This window comes from Pseudomonas sp. GW821-FHT02A11, assembly GCF_059421985.1.
The window spans coordinates 1-16120 of sequence record NZ_JBWKWB010000040.1 but is presented as its reverse complement, the minus strand read 5'-3'; the positions used below and the strand labels follow the sequence as shown (position 1 = coordinate 16120).

15 protein-coding genes are annotated in these 16120 nt (G+C 59.7%); 10 read left to right on the top strand and 5 right to left on the bottom strand.

The annotated features are described in order from the left end of the window. Positions 1 to 78: 78 nt before the first annotated feature. A complete protein-coding gene (gene serS, locus AC07V9_RS28560) occupies positions 79 to 1362 on the top strand; it encodes a serine--tRNA ligase (RefSeq protein ID WP_495018967.1) in 1284 nt (427 codons plus the stop codon). 53 nt (positions 1363 to 1415) lie between these two features. On the opposite strand, the gene AC07V9_RS28555 is transcribed toward serS, so the two are convergent. Next, entirely contained in the window at positions 1416 to 3815 is a 2400-nt protein-coding gene (locus AC07V9_RS28555) for a penicillin acylase family protein (RefSeq protein WP_495018966.1), read from the bottom strand. Between the two features lie 237 nt (positions 3816 to 4052). Here AC07V9_RS28555 and AC07V9_RS28550 point away from each other — a divergent pair, with 237 nt between their 5' ends. Beyond that, positions 4053 to 4967, top strand: coding sequence for a ParB/Srx family N-terminal domain-containing protein (locus AC07V9_RS28550; protein WP_495018965.1), 915 nt, complete (start codon positions 4053 to 4055; stop codon positions 4965 to 4967). 179 nt (positions 4968 to 5146) lie between these two features. Here the strand turns inward: AC07V9_RS28550 and AC07V9_RS28545 are convergent, their stop codons facing one another. Further along, positions 5147 to 5734, bottom strand: a complete 588-nt coding sequence (locus tag AC07V9_RS28545) for a DUF6436 domain-containing protein (protein ID WP_495018964.1) — start codon at positions 5732 to 5734, stop codon at positions 5147 to 5149. 109 nt (positions 5735 to 5843) lie between these two features. Between AC07V9_RS28545 and bipL the strand changes: the two genes are divergently transcribed. Next, positions 5844 to 6785, top strand: a complete 942-nt coding sequence (bipL, locus tag AC07V9_RS28540) for a phospholipase BipL (RefSeq protein ID WP_495018963.1) — start codon at positions 5844 to 5846, stop codon at positions 6783 to 6785. A gap of 8 nt (positions 6786 to 6793) precedes the next feature. Here the strand turns inward: bipL and AC07V9_RS28535 are convergent, their stop codons facing one another. Continuing rightward, complete coding sequence (locus AC07V9_RS28535; protein ID WP_495018962.1) at positions 6794 to 7534, bottom strand: DUF2059 domain-containing protein; 741 nt, start codon at positions 7532 to 7534, stop codon at positions 6794 to 6796. 195 nt (positions 7535 to 7729) lie between these two features. Between AC07V9_RS28535 and AC07V9_RS28530 the strand changes: the two genes are divergently transcribed. Both AC07V9_RS28530 and AC07V9_RS28525 read left to right on the top strand, forming a co-directional pair. Next, positions 7730 to 8368: a 2OG-Fe(II) oxygenase gene (locus AC07V9_RS28530; protein ID WP_495018985.1), complete on the top strand. Its 639-nt coding sequence runs from the start codon at positions 7730 to 7732 to the stop codon at positions 8366 to 8368. 311 nt (positions 8369 to 8679) lie between these two features. Then, positions 8680 to 9117, top strand: a complete 438-nt coding sequence (locus AC07V9_RS28525) for a DUF4399 domain-containing protein (RefSeq protein WP_495018961.1) — start codon at positions 8680 to 8682, stop codon at positions 9115 to 9117. Positions 9118 to 9317: 200 nt separating this feature from the next. Here the strand turns inward: AC07V9_RS28525 and serA are convergent, their stop codons facing one another. After that, on the bottom strand, positions 9318 to 10547 hold the full coding sequence (serA, locus tag AC07V9_RS28520; protein WP_495018960.1) for a phosphoglycerate dehydrogenase: 1230 nt from the start codon (positions 10545 to 10547) through the stop codon (positions 9318 to 9320). A 204-nt stretch (positions 10548 to 10751) separates the two neighbouring features. On the opposite strand from serA, the gene AC07V9_RS28515 reads away from it, so the two are divergent. The 4 genes from AC07V9_RS28515 to AC07V9_RS28500 all read left to right on the top strand — a co-directional run bounded on the left by AC07V9_RS28515 (position 10752) and on the right by AC07V9_RS28500 (position 14935). After that, complete coding sequence (locus tag AC07V9_RS28515; RefSeq protein ID WP_495018959.1) at positions 10752 to 12146, top strand: FAD-binding oxidoreductase; 1395 nt, start codon at positions 10752 to 10754, stop codon at positions 12144 to 12146. A 41-nt stretch (positions 12147 to 12187) separates the two neighbouring features. Further along, positions 12188 to 12853 (top strand): fumarylacetoacetate hydrolase family protein, encoded by a 666-nt coding sequence (locus AC07V9_RS28510; protein ID WP_495018958.1) that lies wholly within the window; start codon positions 12188 to 12190, stop codon positions 12851 to 12853. A 171-nt stretch (positions 12854 to 13024) separates the two neighbouring features. Beyond that, positions 13025 to 13945: an SdiA-regulated domain-containing protein gene (locus AC07V9_RS28505; RefSeq protein ID WP_495018957.1), complete on the top strand. Its 921-nt coding sequence runs from the start codon at positions 13025 to 13027 to the stop codon at positions 13943 to 13945. A 78-nt stretch (positions 13946 to 14023) separates the two neighbouring features. Continuing rightward, entirely contained in the window at positions 14024 to 14935 is a 912-nt protein-coding gene (locus tag AC07V9_RS28500; protein ID WP_495018956.1) for an SdiA-regulated domain-containing protein, read from the top strand. Between the two features lie 170 nt (positions 14936 to 15105). On the opposite strand, the gene rpiA is transcribed toward AC07V9_RS28500, so the two are convergent. Next, complete coding sequence (gene rpiA / locus AC07V9_RS28495; RefSeq protein ID WP_495018955.1) at positions 15106 to 15777, bottom strand: ribose-5-phosphate isomerase RpiA; 672 nt, start codon at positions 15775 to 15777, stop codon at positions 15106 to 15108. Positions 15778 to 16022: 245 nt separating this feature from the next. Here rpiA and AC07V9_RS28490 point away from each other — a divergent pair. Continuing rightward, positions 16023 to 16120: hypothetical protein (locus AC07V9_RS28490; RefSeq protein WP_495018984.1), on the top strand; the 98-nt coding region annotated here is incomplete at its 3' end.

The following is a 16120-nucleotide window of genomic DNA, read 5'->3' as shown; positions in this document are numbered from 1 at the left end:
TAGCTTATAGTTAATGTTTATTGTTGGTTTGTCGCCGCTGTGCTTTATTGCAGGTGTCAAAGAGGGTGGGGTTTTTAGATGATTGATATAAAAAAGGTTGTTAACGAGTTCGAGCTTATGGAGACGAATCTCGCCAAACGCTCGAGCCGTCTGAATCTACAGGGCGTTATTCAGAAATTTGAGGTTGTGAAGTCCAGGAGGCAAAAACTGGAGGCATTGCAAAAACACGCAAATGCGATAGCAGATAAAGTAAAGAGGTCGGACTCAACTCAGGTCCGAACAGATTTATTGGAGCGGGGATTGTTGGTCAAAGCCGATGTGGCGCAAGCCAAGTCCGAGTATGACGTAGCTCAAGCTGAATTTGATTCCCTACTGGCTGAGCTGCCCAACTGGATTGCCCCCGAGGTTCCAACAGGGAGCTCTGACGAAGACAACCTCGTGCTTAGGGAGGTTGGACAACCCCCGGTATTTGAGTTCTCCCCGCTTGATCATGTGGATCTCGGCACGCGTTTGGATGTCATCGACTTTGAAGCAGGCACTAAAGTCGCAGGCTCGAAGTTTTATTTTCTCAAGCGTGAGGCGGTGTTGCTGCAGCATGCGATCAAAAGCTATGTGTTCGAGAAAGCAATGAAGGCCGGTTTTATTCCCCTGCAGACGCCGGATATTTGCCATAACCATATTTTGGAAGGCGTTGGTTTTTCGCCAAGGGGAGAAGAGAGCAATACGTATCTACTTGACAGTTTGGATAAAAGCTTGATTGCGACAGCGGAAATATGCGTAGGCGGAATGCACTCGGGCGAGATTCTTGATGCTCAGCAGTTGCCTCTTCTTTATGTCGCTGAAAGCCACTGCTTCAGAAGGGAGGCGGGGGCGGCGGGACGCTCCAGTAAAGGTCTGTATAGAGTTCATCAATTCGAGAAAGTGGAACTTTTCGTTATCTGCGATCCGGATCAAAGCGAAGTTTTCCATGAAAAAATCCTTTCCCTCCAGGAGGAGATATACAGCGAATTGGATATTCCTTATCGTGTTGTACTCAACTGTTCAGGCGATTTGGGTGCGCCAGCTTATAAGAAATACGACTTGGAAGCCTGGATGCCGGGAAAAGGCGAGAGTGGAGAGTACGGTGAGATCACTTCTGCCAGCAACTGCACGGATTATCAGGCCCGGAGGTTGGGCATCAAGTACAAGAATCCAAAGACGAAGAAAAATGAGTATGTTCACACCTTAAATGGGACCGCTTCGGCGCTTGGAAGAACGATGGTGGCGATTTTTGAAAACTATCAAAACCCCCACGGCGGTGTGAAGGTTCCGACTGTGCTACAGAAGTATCTCGATCTTGATGTAATCGGTCCGAGGCGATAACTGAGAGGGCGGTTATCATTGCGGCAGCCGCCTAGGGCATTTGCAGGCGGCTGCTAATGACCCGGCACCAACCTCAACTCCTCGCTGCTATTCCCCGCCACATCCCCCTCACTGAACCGCTCCGGCCTGTACCGCCCGGTGATGTAGTCCTGTGCCTGATCGGCATAGTGTTGGTCGAACAGCACGCCGCTCTGTCCGACCGGGTTGATGCCCAGTGCGTGGACGGGGTCGGCGAAGTCGATCAGGCGGCGTGTCGAGGGCCCGTAGGTTACTGGCCACGGCGCGGTGGTGAGGGTTGCCGACAGGTTGTTCGGCACTTCGTGGGTGCCTGGCGCGGCGAACTTGCCGACGTTGAACAGCATGTCCAGCGGTGTCTGGCGGCCCAGCGGGTGTTCGTGAGTCAGGGTGTGGGCCTTGCCCCAGGTCCATTCGTCCGGGTTCACGCCGTACAGCGATTTGAGGTGCGAAACCGCCGCATGCCAAGCCATTTTCACAATGTTGTCGCGGGTTTCCGGCTCGTTGGAGTTGCGATTGTTCCACCAGGGGGAGTCAGCGTCGGCGGCCAGTCTTGGCAGCGCCATGTCGATGACCCGCGTCGACAGCAGCGTCGCGAACAGTCCGTCGCCCAAATCATCACGCAAGGCCTGGTCGCTCAGGTTGTAGATGAACTGATTGAACAGTGTCGCGCCCACCGAATCCACCGGGTAATCGCCTTTCCAGGCGGCCAGCCTTTCGACGATGTCGTACTCTTCGGGGTCGCTGATCACACGGCGCAGCACCGGGATCAGCGGCTTGAGAATCTGCTGTGCGTAGTCGGTCTTTGTGCCCAGTTGCAGCGCCTTGCTGTTGTCCAGGTTCCATTTCACCGAAGTGTCGCTCAGCTGCCTGTCCAGCTGGCGGCCTCGCTCGGGGAGGTTGTAATAGCCCGGAATTTCCATGCCCGTCGGCGATACCGGCTGGAAGTTGGCCGAGACGATGTAGCCCCGCGCAGGGTTTTCTTCCTGAGGGTTGGCGCTGAAGGGGTAGAAGCCGTTCTTGTCGGCCTGCTCGCTGCTGCCGTCGAGGATGTAGGTCGGGTTGACCCCGGCAGGGCGCTTGGGCAGCTGCGCCGCGGCCCACCAGCCGATATCGCCGTGGGCGTTGGCGTAGACCACGTTCAGGCCGGGGGACTGAATCTTCTCGGCGGCACTGCGCATTTTGTCCAGGGTGTCGGCGCGGTTAGCTTCATAGAAGCCCTGCAGGATCGGATTTTCGGACTCCAAAAAAGACCACCACATCGCCACAGGCGTATCGGCGGTGTCCTGAATGCCACTGGCGCTCAGCACGTCGTTGACGATCGGCCCGTGGGGCGACTGGCGCAGGGTGAAGGTGATCGGCGACTCGCCTTTGACCTTGATCTGTTCGGGACGCGAGGTCATGTCGGCCCAAGCGCCGTGGTACCAGACCTGATTGCGGTTCTCGGGATTGACCTTCTCGGCGATCAGGTCGACGTCATCGTTCTGGAACATGGTCAGGCTCCAGCCGAAATCCATGTTATGCCCCAGCAGAGCGAACGGGTTCAGCGCCTGAAAGTGCCCATACAGCTCGAAGCCTGGTGCCGACAGCTGAGCCTCGTACCAGACGGCGGGCACCGAGAAGCGAATGTGCGGGTCGCCCGCCAGCAGCGGTTTGCCACTCTGGGTGCGACTGCCCGACACCGCCCACGCGTTGCTGCCCTCGAACTGCGGCAGGCCTGCCTCTTCCAGTGCCCGCGCGCTCAGCTGTGCCAAATCGCTCAGACCTTTCCAGTCCTTGCGGGTCAGGGCGGGCGAGGGGTGCAGGGCGCCTTGGGGCTGCCAGTCCAGGTCGAAGACTTTCAGGTAGTCCGGGCCTAGCTGGTCGCGTATGTACGTCATCAAAGGTTCTGTACGAAACGCGGCCGCAAAGCTGTAGGCCAGATAACCGCCGATACTCAGGGTGTCCTCGGCGGTGAAGGGGCGCTTGTCGATGCCCAGCACGTCGAACTCGATGGGTTTGGGGTGAGTCGCCTGATACTGGTTCACGCCGTCCAGATACGCTTGCAGGGCTTTCCAGGCCGAGGTGTTCTTGTCCTGGCGGGCGACGTAGGCATCAGCATGTTCGCGAATGCGCAGGCTGCGGAACAGCTTGTCAGTGGTGACCAGTTTCGGGCCGAGCACTTCGGCCAGCTCGCCACGGGCCAGTCGACGCAGGATTTCCATCTGGAACAACCGATCCTGCGCGTGTACGTAACCCAGCGCGCGGTACAGGTCGTCTTGGTTGTCGGCCTTGATGTGCGGCACGCCGCGCTCGTCGTAGCGCACGCTGACCGGCGCCTTGAGCTGCGTCAGGGCAACCTCGCCGCTGCGCAGCGGCTGCTTGCTGTGGACATACCAGGCCCCGCCCCCTGCGATCAGGATCACAAGGACGGCGATGACAGAAAGGCTGCGTTTCATCCGAAGGCTCAACGATCATTGAGAAGCCAAGAAGGCTACAGATTTGTCGCGGGGCTGTGTAGCAGGCTGAGACGCCAGACATCAGTAGGAGCGCGCTTGCCCGCGATGAGGTCGGCACATTCAACGCCTCGGGTGACTGGACCCTCGGCATCGCGGGCAAGCGCGCTCCTACAGGTTCAAAGTCTTGCCCGACGTGTATGGGGTAAGCTCCGCTTCAATTCAACAAGAGTTTCGCCCATGCGCATTCAACCCCGCAGCCTGGCGCTGTTGCTGGCACTGGCCTGCACCCACGCCTTCGCGTTTACCGGTCCCAAACCCGGAGACGTCGTTGAGGTCAGTCTCGAACAGGTGCACCCGACCCAGGCGGTCATTGGTTTTGATCAGGTCTATTACCAGCTCGGACGATTCGCCAAGGATCGGCAGAAGCTGTTCGACGAGATCTGCGAGAACAATGGCCAGCGCGAGGCCAGAACGATCAAGCCCGACGCCGATCCTCTGAAACCCGACAGCTACACCTGCAAGGATGAGCCGAACGCTCACCCCGAAGAGATGAAAACCGTGGTCGTCGGCCCCGGTGGCCAGTTTTACCTGACCGATGGGCATCACACCTTCAGTACCCTGTGGGAACAGCCCGGCGCTGGTCCGCAGATGAAGATGAAGGTGCGCATGACCGACGACTTCAGCGACAGCGCCGATATGCCGACCTTCTGGGCGCGCATGGAAAAGGCACGCAAGGTCTGGCTCAAGGACGGCAACGGCCAGGCCATTTCACCCGCTCAACTGCCCGCCCAGGTGGGGCTGCAGGCCATGCATAACGACATACTGCGCAGCGTCGTGTATTTCGTGCGCGGCGCGGCGTACGACAAGCCTAAGTCTGGCAAGGTCTCGCCGGAGTTTCTGGAGTTCTACTGGGCTGACTGGCTGCGCGACCGGCTGGTGCTGGCGGACTTCAACCTCAGCGAACGCAGCGGTTATCACCGGGCGTTGCAGGCTGCGAGCGATTTGATGGTCGAGGGGCCATTGAGCAAGCCGGTGGGCGGTGGCATGACGGCCAAGCAACTGGGCGGCTTCAAGTCGGTCAAGCGCAAGGTCCTGACCAAAACTGCCGATGAAAAGCTGCCGTACGTGATCGATTACAAGGCTACTCATTGATTTCAGGGCGAACGGAACGTCGCCGTTGTTTCCTCTGTGGGAGCGAATTCATTCGCAAGGCGGTGCCACATCCGACAGAGATGTTTCGAATGTACCGGCCAATCGCGAATGAATTCGCTCCCACAGCGGAAGCCCAGGGATCTCTGGATTTTGGTTCTCAGCGAAGGGTGTGAGCGGGTTCATTGAGAGGTAGCCCAAGGGCAATAACACCCCACCGCCATGGTATGTGTCGCGCTGACGCCACGATTTGTCTTCAAGGCCTGCAGGATTGGCTCAATGAAGCTGTTCGCCGAATTGCAGGTCAGCCCTTCGCTGTACGGCCCAAGGTACGCGAGGTTGCCCGCGCGGTCCCAGATCGCCACGGCGGGGCTGGCGGTGATGCGCTCGGCGCCGGGCAGGCTGTTCAGTAGTTTGATGGCGCTCAGCGTCGACGGCAGCTCGCCATGAGTGCCCGGCTTGCGCACGGCGTAAAAGTCCACGCCCCCCTCACCGGTAAAGCGCGCGACCAGCTCGCGCAGATGCTGCTGATTGCCGACATTGCAGGGACAGGCCGGGTCCCAGAAGTGCACCATCCGGATTCGTCCGGGGCCTGCGAGCTCTGGCGGCAGGCTGAGCACGTCGCCGGCAAAGAGTGCGGTCTGGTCACTGAACGCGCGCACGTATCGGCCCTCAAACCACCTGTAGCCCAGCCACAAGGCTGCCGCACAGAGGATGGCGATCAGCGCGAGCAAGGCAGTGCGTCGTCCGGCAAGTGATTGAGCAGTCATGGGGGTGGCTTCGATTTGGGTGACGTAGCTTGCCACGCCTGAGCGGACGGAAGAAACTCACGAGCATGCGTCACGGTTTATGCGCCTATTTGCCTGATCTGGAATCACGATGTCCAACACGTTCGACCCCGACCGCCTGCGCGCCGGCCTGCAGCCGCTGAGTGCCGGGCTTGCGCTCTCCGAGCAGGAACAGGCCTATCAACGTTTCTACAGCCTGGCCGGGCTTGGTCGCGACGGGCGCATCACCAGCCGCCTGGGGCGTTTCGAGGTCGGCGGCTACGAGATTGTCACTCAGCTCTGGCTGCCCGAGAACCCGGTCGCGACCCTGGTGCTGGTGCACGGTTTCTACGATCACATGGGGCTGTATCGGCATGTCATCGAGTGGGCGCTGGATCTGGGGTTTGCAGTGATTTCCTGCGACTTGCCCGGCCACGGCCTGTCCAGCGGTACGCGGGCGAGCATTACCGATTTTTCCGAGTATCAGGTGGTGCTCGACCGGCTGTTCGCCGAAGCCGACATCCTCAAGCTGCCCAAGCCTTGGCACCTGTGCGGGCAGAGTACGGGCGGGGCGATCGTCATCGATCATCTGCTCAATCATGGCGACGACAGTCCGGCTCAGGGGCAGTCGATTCTGCTGGCGCCGCTGGTACGCCCTCGCGGCTGGACCTGGTCGAAAGTCAGCTATTACCTGCTGCGTGCATTCGTCAAAGGCATCGACCGGCGCTTCAGCGAGAACTCCAACGCGCCTGCGTTCCTGCCATTTCTCATGGCCGACCCGCTGCAGCCAAGGCGCTTGCCGACGGTGTGGGTCGGTGCGCTGGCGAAGTGGATCGAACGCATCGAGAACGCCCCGCGCAGTTCGCGCAGCCCGTTGATTGTGCAGGGCGAGTCGGACATGACCGTAGACTGGAGCCACAATCTGGCCGTGCTCAACGACAAATTCGATCACCCGCCAATCTTCATGCTGCATGAGGCGCGGCATCATCTGGCCAACGAGTTGCCGGAGTTACGGGCGTTGTTTTTCGGGTTTTTGACTCAGCGGATGCGTTGAAGCGCGCGTTATTGCACGTTCTGCCCAACCGCCAACCCTGCACGAATCGCCGCCAGCGCCGCCTGGTAATACGCCTGGCCTTCGGTGGACTCGGCAAAAGTCGAGAATTCCTCCAACTCGGCGTCGGACAAGTCGCGATAGACGTACAGCAGCGTGTTGCTCATGTCGTTGGCGATCTGGGCCATCAGGCGCTGGCGCTGGCCTTCGAGCATCCCTTGGGTCGTTCCGCCGCCCATCAATCCTGGAATCATCGAACTCAGGCTGTCGGCTGCCACGCCCGCAATGGCGAGGCTGACTTCGGCGCCCGCTTCCTTGGCGGGGAGGGCGTTGCTCAGGTGGCCGATGATCAGCAGGCGGTTGTCGCTGGCCTGCATTTTCGGCAGGCCCTGAGCGTTTTTCGCCAGTTGGTCCGGGCGCGTGGCGGTCAGTTCGGCGGTAACGATCTTGCGCCCCAGCGGTGACTGGAAAAATTGCAGGGCGGGGTTGGGGTCCTGAAGCGTTGCGCGCAGTTTTTGCTCGGCGCGCTGATCCATGGCCTGTGGGGCGAAGCGCTGATTGCTGTTGTTGACCAGCGCGTCATACACCGCCGGCGGCAGGCTGTTTTTGTAGCGCTGCTGCGCAGCCTTGAGGGCATCGACGAAATGCGCGCGCTGTTCTGGCCAGCCGGCGACCTTGTACAACTGGTCTTGGCTGTCTGCCCAAACAGGCAGTGTGCAGAACATCAACAGCAGGAAAAGCAGACGGCGCATTAGGGACTCCTGTCGGCAGGCCGCTATTCTCGGCGGGGCGGCGGGGATTTGTCGAGTTAACAGTTGCCAGACCCCAAGAAAACCCGTGGGTTCGGCGATCTTTCCGGCAAATCGGCCGTAGGTCATCAGGCCTTGAAAAATATTCTTCGGCCAGCAGACCGCGGGCTCTGTTGGATTGTGTGGCGTGTGGATACTATGCGCGCCATGCACATATCCCCTGATGACTCACTGCTGATGCAAATCGTCGACGACCTGGCCGAGCGTGGCTGGTCGCAGCAGAGCGTCTTTTTGCCCGACGCCTTGACCCGCGCGCTGGCGCTTGAGTGCCGCAAACGTGCGGCCGAAGGCGAGCTGGCGCCGGCTGCGGTGGGGCGCGGGCCTGCGCAGGAGGTTCGCGAGGGGATTCGTGGCGACCACATCCAGTGGTTGGAACCGGGCCAGGCCCAGGCGTGCGATGACTATCTGGCGCTGATGGACAGCCTGCGTCAGGCCCTCAATCGTGGGTTATACCTGGGGCTGGAGGATTTCGAGAGCCACTTCGCGCTGTATCCTCCCGGTGCGTTCTATCGCAAGCATGTCGATCGTTTCCGCGACGACGACAAGCGTATGGTTTCGGCGGTGATTTACCTCAACGACGCCTGGCTGCCTGAGCATGGCGGCCAGTTGCGCCTGTTTCCAAAGGACGGCGATGCCTTTGATGTGCAGCCTGTGGGAAGCTGTTTGGTGGTGTTTCTTTCCGGCGAGATGCCCCATGAGGTCTTGCCTGCCCACCGAGAGCGCCTGTCGCTGACCGGCTGGTTCCGGCGGCGCGGCAATGAGCCGTTCGAGTTGTAAAAATCACTCAGTTTTCGCCAGTGGCCCCAGTTCTGTGGGAGCGAATTCATTCGCGAAAATCTGACAGACGACAAAGGTGTGTTGAATCCACCGACCCCTCGCGAATGAATTCGCTCCCACAGGGGTCACCCTCAAGCGCGTCGTGCTGCTCAAGATGAAATCTTCTACATAAATTCACTCCCCCAAAGCCTCATGTCCCGGATCCGGCTAAGGTAAACCCCGTGCCATAGCTTTCAGTCCGCCGATGGTGAACCCGGCGTTTGCGATCCGGGTCTGAGGCTGAGCGTCTGAAAACAAGAACGGGAGAGATCATGAAGACCTTATTTGCAAAAACTGCCCTGGCTGGACTGCTGCTGGGATCGGCGTTTCTCGCTGAGGCCGCCGATGTGCCCCGTACGCCATCACCTGCGGGCGCCGAGGTCTACATCATCTCGCCCAAAGACGGCGCGGTGGTCAACGGCACCTTCAAGGTCCAGTTCGGCCTCAAGGGCATGGGCGTTGCGCCTGCGGGTGTCGACGTTCCGGACACCGGCCATCATCACCTGCTGATCGACGTCAAGGATCAGCCCGACATGAACGCGCCGCTGCCGACCACCGACAACATCCGTCACTTCGGCAAGGGCCAGACCGAGACCGAACTGAACCTAACCCCCGGCCAGCACACCCTGCAATTGCTTGTGGGCGACAAGAGCCACATCCCGCTGAACCCGGTGGTGGAGTCGCAGAAGATCACGATTACCGTGAAATAACGCGCGATACAAGATTGTAGGAGCGCGCTTGCCCGCGAAAGCGGTGTGTCAGTCGCCACAAGGATTACAGACAGACTGCAATCGCGGGCAAGCGCGCTCCTACAAGGTCAGTGTCCGTCACAAAAAGGTGTAGGTTGCCGAAAAAGCAGACACAAAAAAGGAGACTCGAAGGTCTCCTTTTTTTCATGGCAACACAGGGCTTAGAACAGCACGCGGCTGCGGATGGTGCCTTTGATGTGCTGCAGTTTCTCTTGCGCCAGGTCCGAGTATTCGGCGTCGACGTCGATGACCACGTAACCGACCTTCTCGTTGGTCTGCAGGAACTGACCGGAGATGTTGATGCCGTTTTCCGCGAACACCTTGTTGATCTCGCTGAGCACGCCCGGGATGTTTTCGTGGATGTGCAGCAGGCGGTGCTTGCCCGGGTGAGCCGGCAGGGCCACTTCAGGGAAGTTGACCGAGGACACCGACGTACCGTTGTCGCTGTACTTGACCAGCTTCTCGGCCACTTCCAGACCGATGTTGGCCTGGGCTTCGGCGGTCGAACCACCGATGTGCGGGGTCAGGATCACGTTGTCCAGGCCACGCAGCGGGCTTTCGAAGATGTCGTCGTTGGAGCGCGGCTCGATCGGGAACACGTCGATGGCGGCGCCGATCAGGTGTTGGTCCTTGATTGCGCGGGCCAGCGCGTCGAGATCCACCACGGTGCCGCGAGCGGCGTTGATCAGGATCGCGCCTTTCTTCATGGCACGGATTTCTTTCTCGCCAATCATCATCTGGGTGGACGGCAGCTCAGGCACATGCAGCGAGACGATGTCGGCCAGGCCCAGCAGCTCGGTCAGGCTGGCAACCTGAGCCGCGTTGCCCAGTGGCAGCTTGGTCAGCGGGTCGTAGAAGAACACCTGCATGCCCAGGCTCTCGGCCAGGACCGACAATTGCGTGCCGATCGAGCCGTAGCCGATGATGCCCAGTTTCTTGCCACGAATCTCGAACGAATTGGCGGCGCTCTTGATCCAGCCACCGCGATGGCAGGAAGCATTTTTCTCAGGGATGCCGCGCAGCAGCAGGATCGCCTCGGCCAGTACCAGTTCGGCCACCGAACGGGTGTTGGAGTACGGGGCGTTGAAGACAGCGATACCGCGCTCGCGGGCCGCGTCCAGGTTCACCTGGTTGGTGCCGATGCAGAAGCAGCCGACAGCGACGAGTTTCTTGGCGCAGTCGAACATTTCTTCGGTCAGCTGGGTGCGCGAGCGGATACCGATGAAGTGAGCGTCGGCAATCTTTTCCTTCAGTTCGGCTTCCGGCAGCGACTTGGTGTGGTATTCGATGCTGGTGTAACCGGCGGCCTTGAGGACGTCGACTGCGGATTGATGGACGCCTTCGAGAAGAAGGAACTTGATCTTGCTCTTGTCGAGGGAAGTCTTGCTCATCTGCGTAAACCTGTGTCCCGGAGAAAAATGGCAGGGAATGGCCAGCGGAAAAAGCCGGCCTCACGGCGCAACGGCGCCATCGCAGGTCGGCCTCAGGCACGTCTCTGCGGGGGCGGTATGCTAGCATATGTGCCCCGCTAAATACCCGCTCCTGCGACGTGAGCCGTTCTCAGGATGACCATGAATTGTTCGAGAGTTCTGTTGATGACACAGCCTGCGTTGATAGATGAACTTAAGTCCCTGGTCGAGCCTGGCAAGGTCCTGACTGACGCCGATTCCCTGGAGGCCTACGGCAAGGACTGGACCCGGCAATACGCCCCCGCGCCCAGCGCCATCGTGTTTCCCAAGACCGCCGAGCAAGTGCAGGCCATCGTCCGCTGGGCCAATGAGCACAAGATCGCGCTGGTCCCCTCGGGCGGCCGAACCGGCCTTTCGGCAGCCGCTGTGGCGATGAACGGCGAGGTGGTCGTTTCCTTCGACTACATGAATCAGATTCTCGAACTCAACATCACCGACCGCACCGTGCGCTGCCAGCCGGGCGTCGTCACCCAGCAACTGCAGCACTTCGCTGAAGAGAACGGCCTTTATTACCCGGTCGATTTCGCGTCCTCCGGTTCCAGCCAGATTGGCGGCAATATCGGCACCAATGCCGGCGGGATCAAGGTCATTCGTTATGGCATGACCCGCAATTGGGTGTCGGGCCTGAAAGTGGTGACCGGTAAAGGCGACATCCTTGAGCTGAACAAGGACCTGATCAAGAACGCCACCGGTTACGACCTGCGCCAGCTGTTCATCGGCTCGGAAGGCACGCTGGGCTTTATCGTCGAGGCCACCATGCGTCTGGACCGCGAGCCCAACAATCTGACGTGCATGGTCCTCGGCACGCCGGATTTCGACTCGATCATGCCGGTGTTGCACGCCTTCCACGGCAAGCTCGACCTGACCGCATTCGAATTCTTCTCCGACAAGGGCCTGGCGCACATTCTGGCGCGGGGCGATGTGCCTGAGCCATTCGAAACCAAGACGCCGTTCTATGCCTTGCTGGAATTCGAAGCCAGTAACGACGAGATCGCCAATCAGGCCCTGGCGACCTTCGAGCATTGCGTTGAGCAGGGCTGGGTCGTCGATGGCGTAATGAGCCAGAGCAAGCAGCAGCTGCAGAACCTCTGGAAACTGCGCGAATACCTGTCGGAAACCATCTCCCACTACACGCCTTACAAGAACGACATTTCGGTCACTGTGTCGAAAGTGCCCGCGTTCCTCAATGAGATCGACGCCATCGTCAGCGAACATTACCCGGATTTCGAAGTGGTCTGGTACGGCCACATCGGCGACGGTAACTTGCACCTGAACATCCTCAAGCCGGGCGATCTGCCCAAAGAGGAGTTCTTCGCCCGCTGCGCGACGGTCAACAAGAAGGTGTTCGAGACCGTCGAGAAGTACAACGGCTCGATCTCGGCCGAGCACGGCGTGGGGCTGGTCAAGCGCGATTACCTCGAATACAGCCGCTCGCCGGTTGAAATCGAATACATGCGCGCAGTAAAGGCCGTGTTCGATCCGAACGGCATCATGAACCCCGGCAAGATCTTCGCGCTGTAAGCGAGGGTTTACTGAATAGACGCTGCAATAAAGGAACGCTCATGAGCTATCAGCACAAGTATGTCGACGGAACCAAGGTTCACTTCCCGCTGGGCAAGGTGGTTTGCATCGGCCGCAACTACGCCGAGCATGCCAAGGAGCTGGACAACCCGGTGCCGACCGAGCCGCTGCTGTTCATCAAGCCGGGCAGCTGCGTGGTCGAGATCGAAGGCGGTTTCAGCATTCCTCAGGACCGTGGTTCGGTGCATTACGAAGCCGAAATCGTGGTGCTGATCGGCAAGCCGCTGAGCAAGAACCCGAGCCGCGAAGAAGTGCTCGACGCCATTTCCGGCTTCGCACCGGGTCTGGACCTGACCCTACGCGATGTGCAGTCCAAGCTCAAAGAGAAAGGCCTGCCGTGGGAAATCGCCAAATCCTTCGATGGCGCGGCCGTCATCGCGCCGTTCGTGTCGCCTGACGTCTATCCGGATCTGACCGACATCTCGATCCGCCTGACCGTCAACGGCGAAGTGCGCCAGGACGGCAACAGCAGCCACATGCTCAATCCGATCGTGCCGATGATTCAGCACATGGCCTCGCAGTTCTCGCTGCAGGCGGGCGACCTCATCATGACTGGCACGCCAGCTGGCGTCGGGCCGTTCAACGTCGGTGACCAGATCGTGCTGGAACTGCCGGGCCAGAGCCGTTTCGAAAGCGACGTGCGCTGATCCTTGTCGCGCTGGCCAAAGGCCGCTTGTGAGTCCACAGGTGGCCTTTTTATTGCCTGGCGCACGTGCAGTCAGGTTGCCGTTTTTTTCACAACGCGTCTGGATAATGCTCTGCCGAATGCAGCACCACGCCGCTGCACCCATGGAATTTCTTCTTGCAGGATCGTTTCGATGGCCGCTACTGATCAATCGCTGAACACCCCCAAACCGCGTCGACGTTTTCAGTGGTCCTGGCTGCTGATCGCCTTGGTGGTGATCTTCGTGGGCCTGTCCTACGCCTGGCATTGGGATGACCGCGGCCTGCTGTGGGTGCGTGAGCAAGCGGCCTCGGCGGCCGAGCGCAACGCCAGCGTCTGGCTACCGGATTACCATGTGGTGATCGACGGCAAGCCGCTTGCCGGGCTGGAGAAGGACGAGGCCTCGGACCTTTCCTACGATGCCTCAAGCAAAACCCTGTATTCGGTGATGGGCAAGAACCCTTTCCTGGCTGAGCTGAGCCTGACTGGCGATGTGCTGCGCAAGATCCCGCTGGTAGGGTGGGGTAACCCAGAGGGCCTGGCTGTGCTGGGCAGCGGCGTGATTGCAATTGTCGACGAGCGCGAGCACATGATCAGCATGGTCACCGTCACGCCAGAGACCAAAAGCCTGAACATCGCTGACTTCCCGAAATACGACCTGGGCCCTTCGGCGGATCAGAACAAGGCATTCGAGGGCATTGCCTGGGACCCGCGTCATCAGCAGCTCCTGCTCGGCGAAGAGCGTCCGCCGGCGTTGTTCAGCTGGAAGTCCGAGGCCAGCGCCGTATTGAAGGGTGACAAGCAGAAGCTTGGCGGGGACAACCTGATCATGCGCAACCTCTCGGCATTGCATGTCGATCAGAAAACCGGCCATTTGCTGGCGCTGTCCGCTGAATCGCATTTGCTGTTGGAGCTGGACGAGAAGGGTAACGAGGTCAGCTTCATGTCGCTGATCCACGGCCTGCATGGCCTCGACCACACCATCCCCCGCGCCGAAGGCGTGACCATGGATGATGAGGACACCATTTATCTCGTCAGTGAGCCGAACCTGTTTTATTCCTTCAAGAAGAACTGATTTTTCCTACAACTGCTTTCAGCTTGGTTTCAGACTAGGGTGATATTAATGCGCCTCCATTTGAACCGAGTACGTCACATGCGTCATCTGTCCTCCACCCACGCGATGTTACTGACCTTGCTGACCACGGTGTCGCTGGCGTTGTCGGTTATCGCCGTACGTGAATACCGCGTGGTCGAGCGGGTCTGGTTCAACTGGCATATGTTCTGGCAGTCCAGCGACGCACAGGCGCTGGGGCTGGAGGATTACGAAGTGGTAATCGCGGCCCGGGTCATTGAAGGGCTGGCGGACAACGTTTCCGCTCTGAGTTTCGATCCTGATCGCAAAACCCTGTTTACCGTGACCAATAAGGACCCCGAGCTGGTCGAGCTGAGCCTGGAAGGTCGCGTCCTGCGGCGCATCCCGCTGACTGGGTTTGGCGACGCAGAAGCGGTGGAATACATCAGCCCCGGCATTTACGTGATCAGCGATGAGCACAGTCAGCGGCTGATCAAGGTGCAAGTAGATGACGACACCCGGTTTCTCGATGCCGCCGACGCCAAGCAACTGACCCTCGGGATCGATGCCGGGGGCAACAATGGTTTCGAGGGGCTGGCCTACGACAACAAGGGCAAGCGCCTGTTTGTCGCCAAGGAGCGCAGGCCGGTGCAGATCCTCGAAGTGCGCGGCTTCCCGAATCTCGATGACAGCACCCCGGACATCCTTGAAGTGACATCGAGCAAGCAGCGTGATGCAGGCCTGTTCGTGCGCGATCTGTCCAGTTTGCAGTTCGATGAGCGCAGTGGGCATCTCTTGGCGCTGTCGGATGAGTCGCGGCAGATTCTGGAGCTGGACACCGAGGGGCGGCCGGTCGGTAATGTGTCGCTGAGCAAGGGCAGCATGAACCTGAGCCAGAGCGTGCCGCAGGCGGAGGGGATCGCAATGGGGGATGACGGGACGTTGTATCTGGTGAGCGAGCCGAATCTGTTTTATGTGTTCAGGAAGCGGTAGATGGGCAGCGTGGTGTTTGTGGGTGTACAAACTCTTTGGGAGTGAGCTTGCTCACGAAGGGGTCAGTACATCCGAAGCATCTTTTTGTGGATGAAAAGCAGCCTTCGTGAGCAAGCTCACTCCCACAGGTTTGGCATTTCAATCATGCCGATACGTGCGGTCTTGCGTGATTAGCGAGTCAGGGTCTTCACGCCTTCCTGAGTGCCCAGCAGCAGCAAATCCGCCGAACGTGCCGCGAACAGGCCGTTGGTGACCACGCCGACGATGGCATTGATCTGCGCTTCCAACTCCACCGGGTTGGTGATGCTCATGTTGTGCACGTCGAGGATGATGTTGCCGTTGTCGGTCACCACGCCTTCGCGGTACACCGGGTCGCCGCCCAGTTTGACCAGTTGACGTGCCACGTGGCTGCGGGCCATCGGGATGACTTCGACCGGCAGCGGAAACGCGCCCAGCACCGGGACCAGCTTGCTGCCGTCGGCGATGCAGATGAAGGTCTTGGCCACGGCAGCAACGATCTTCTCGCGGGTCAGGGCCGCGCCGCCGCCCTTGATCAGGTTCAGGTGCTCGTCGCTTTCGTCAGCGCCGTCGATGTAGAACTCCAGGTCGCTGACCGTGTTCAGCTCATACACCGGAATACCGTGGCCTTTAAGGCGCGCAGCGGTGGCTTCGGAGCTCGCGATTGCGCCGTCGAACGCGCCTTTGTGCTGAGCCAGCGCATCGATGAAGCAATTGGCGGTGGAGCCGGTGCCGACGCCCACGATGCTTTTGTCGTCGAGTTTCGCAAGGATGAAGTCGACAGCGGCCTGGGCAACGGCCTGTTTGAGTTGATCCTGGGTCATGCGGGGCTCCAGAGGTAAAGAGCCTGTAGGAGCGCGCTTGCCCGCGAAGGCATTGTGTCAGGCACCGATGAGCTCAATTAAACGATGCTGTCGCGAACAAGCGCTCTCCTACAGGAGAGCGATAGGTTTAGGGGGCGGCATTATAACGACATGGCGTGGTTAAAGCCTGACTCTTGGTGTGGTCGTCGGTCGGGGCGCGGGGTAGACTTCTCGGCCTTGCCCTTTTCGTCAGTGATGCTTTCCCGATGCTCGAACAGTACGTCAAGAAAATCCTCACCTCCCGCGTCTACGACGTCGCCGTGGAAACCCCGCTGCAAGGCGCCCGTCAGCTGTCCGAGCGGCT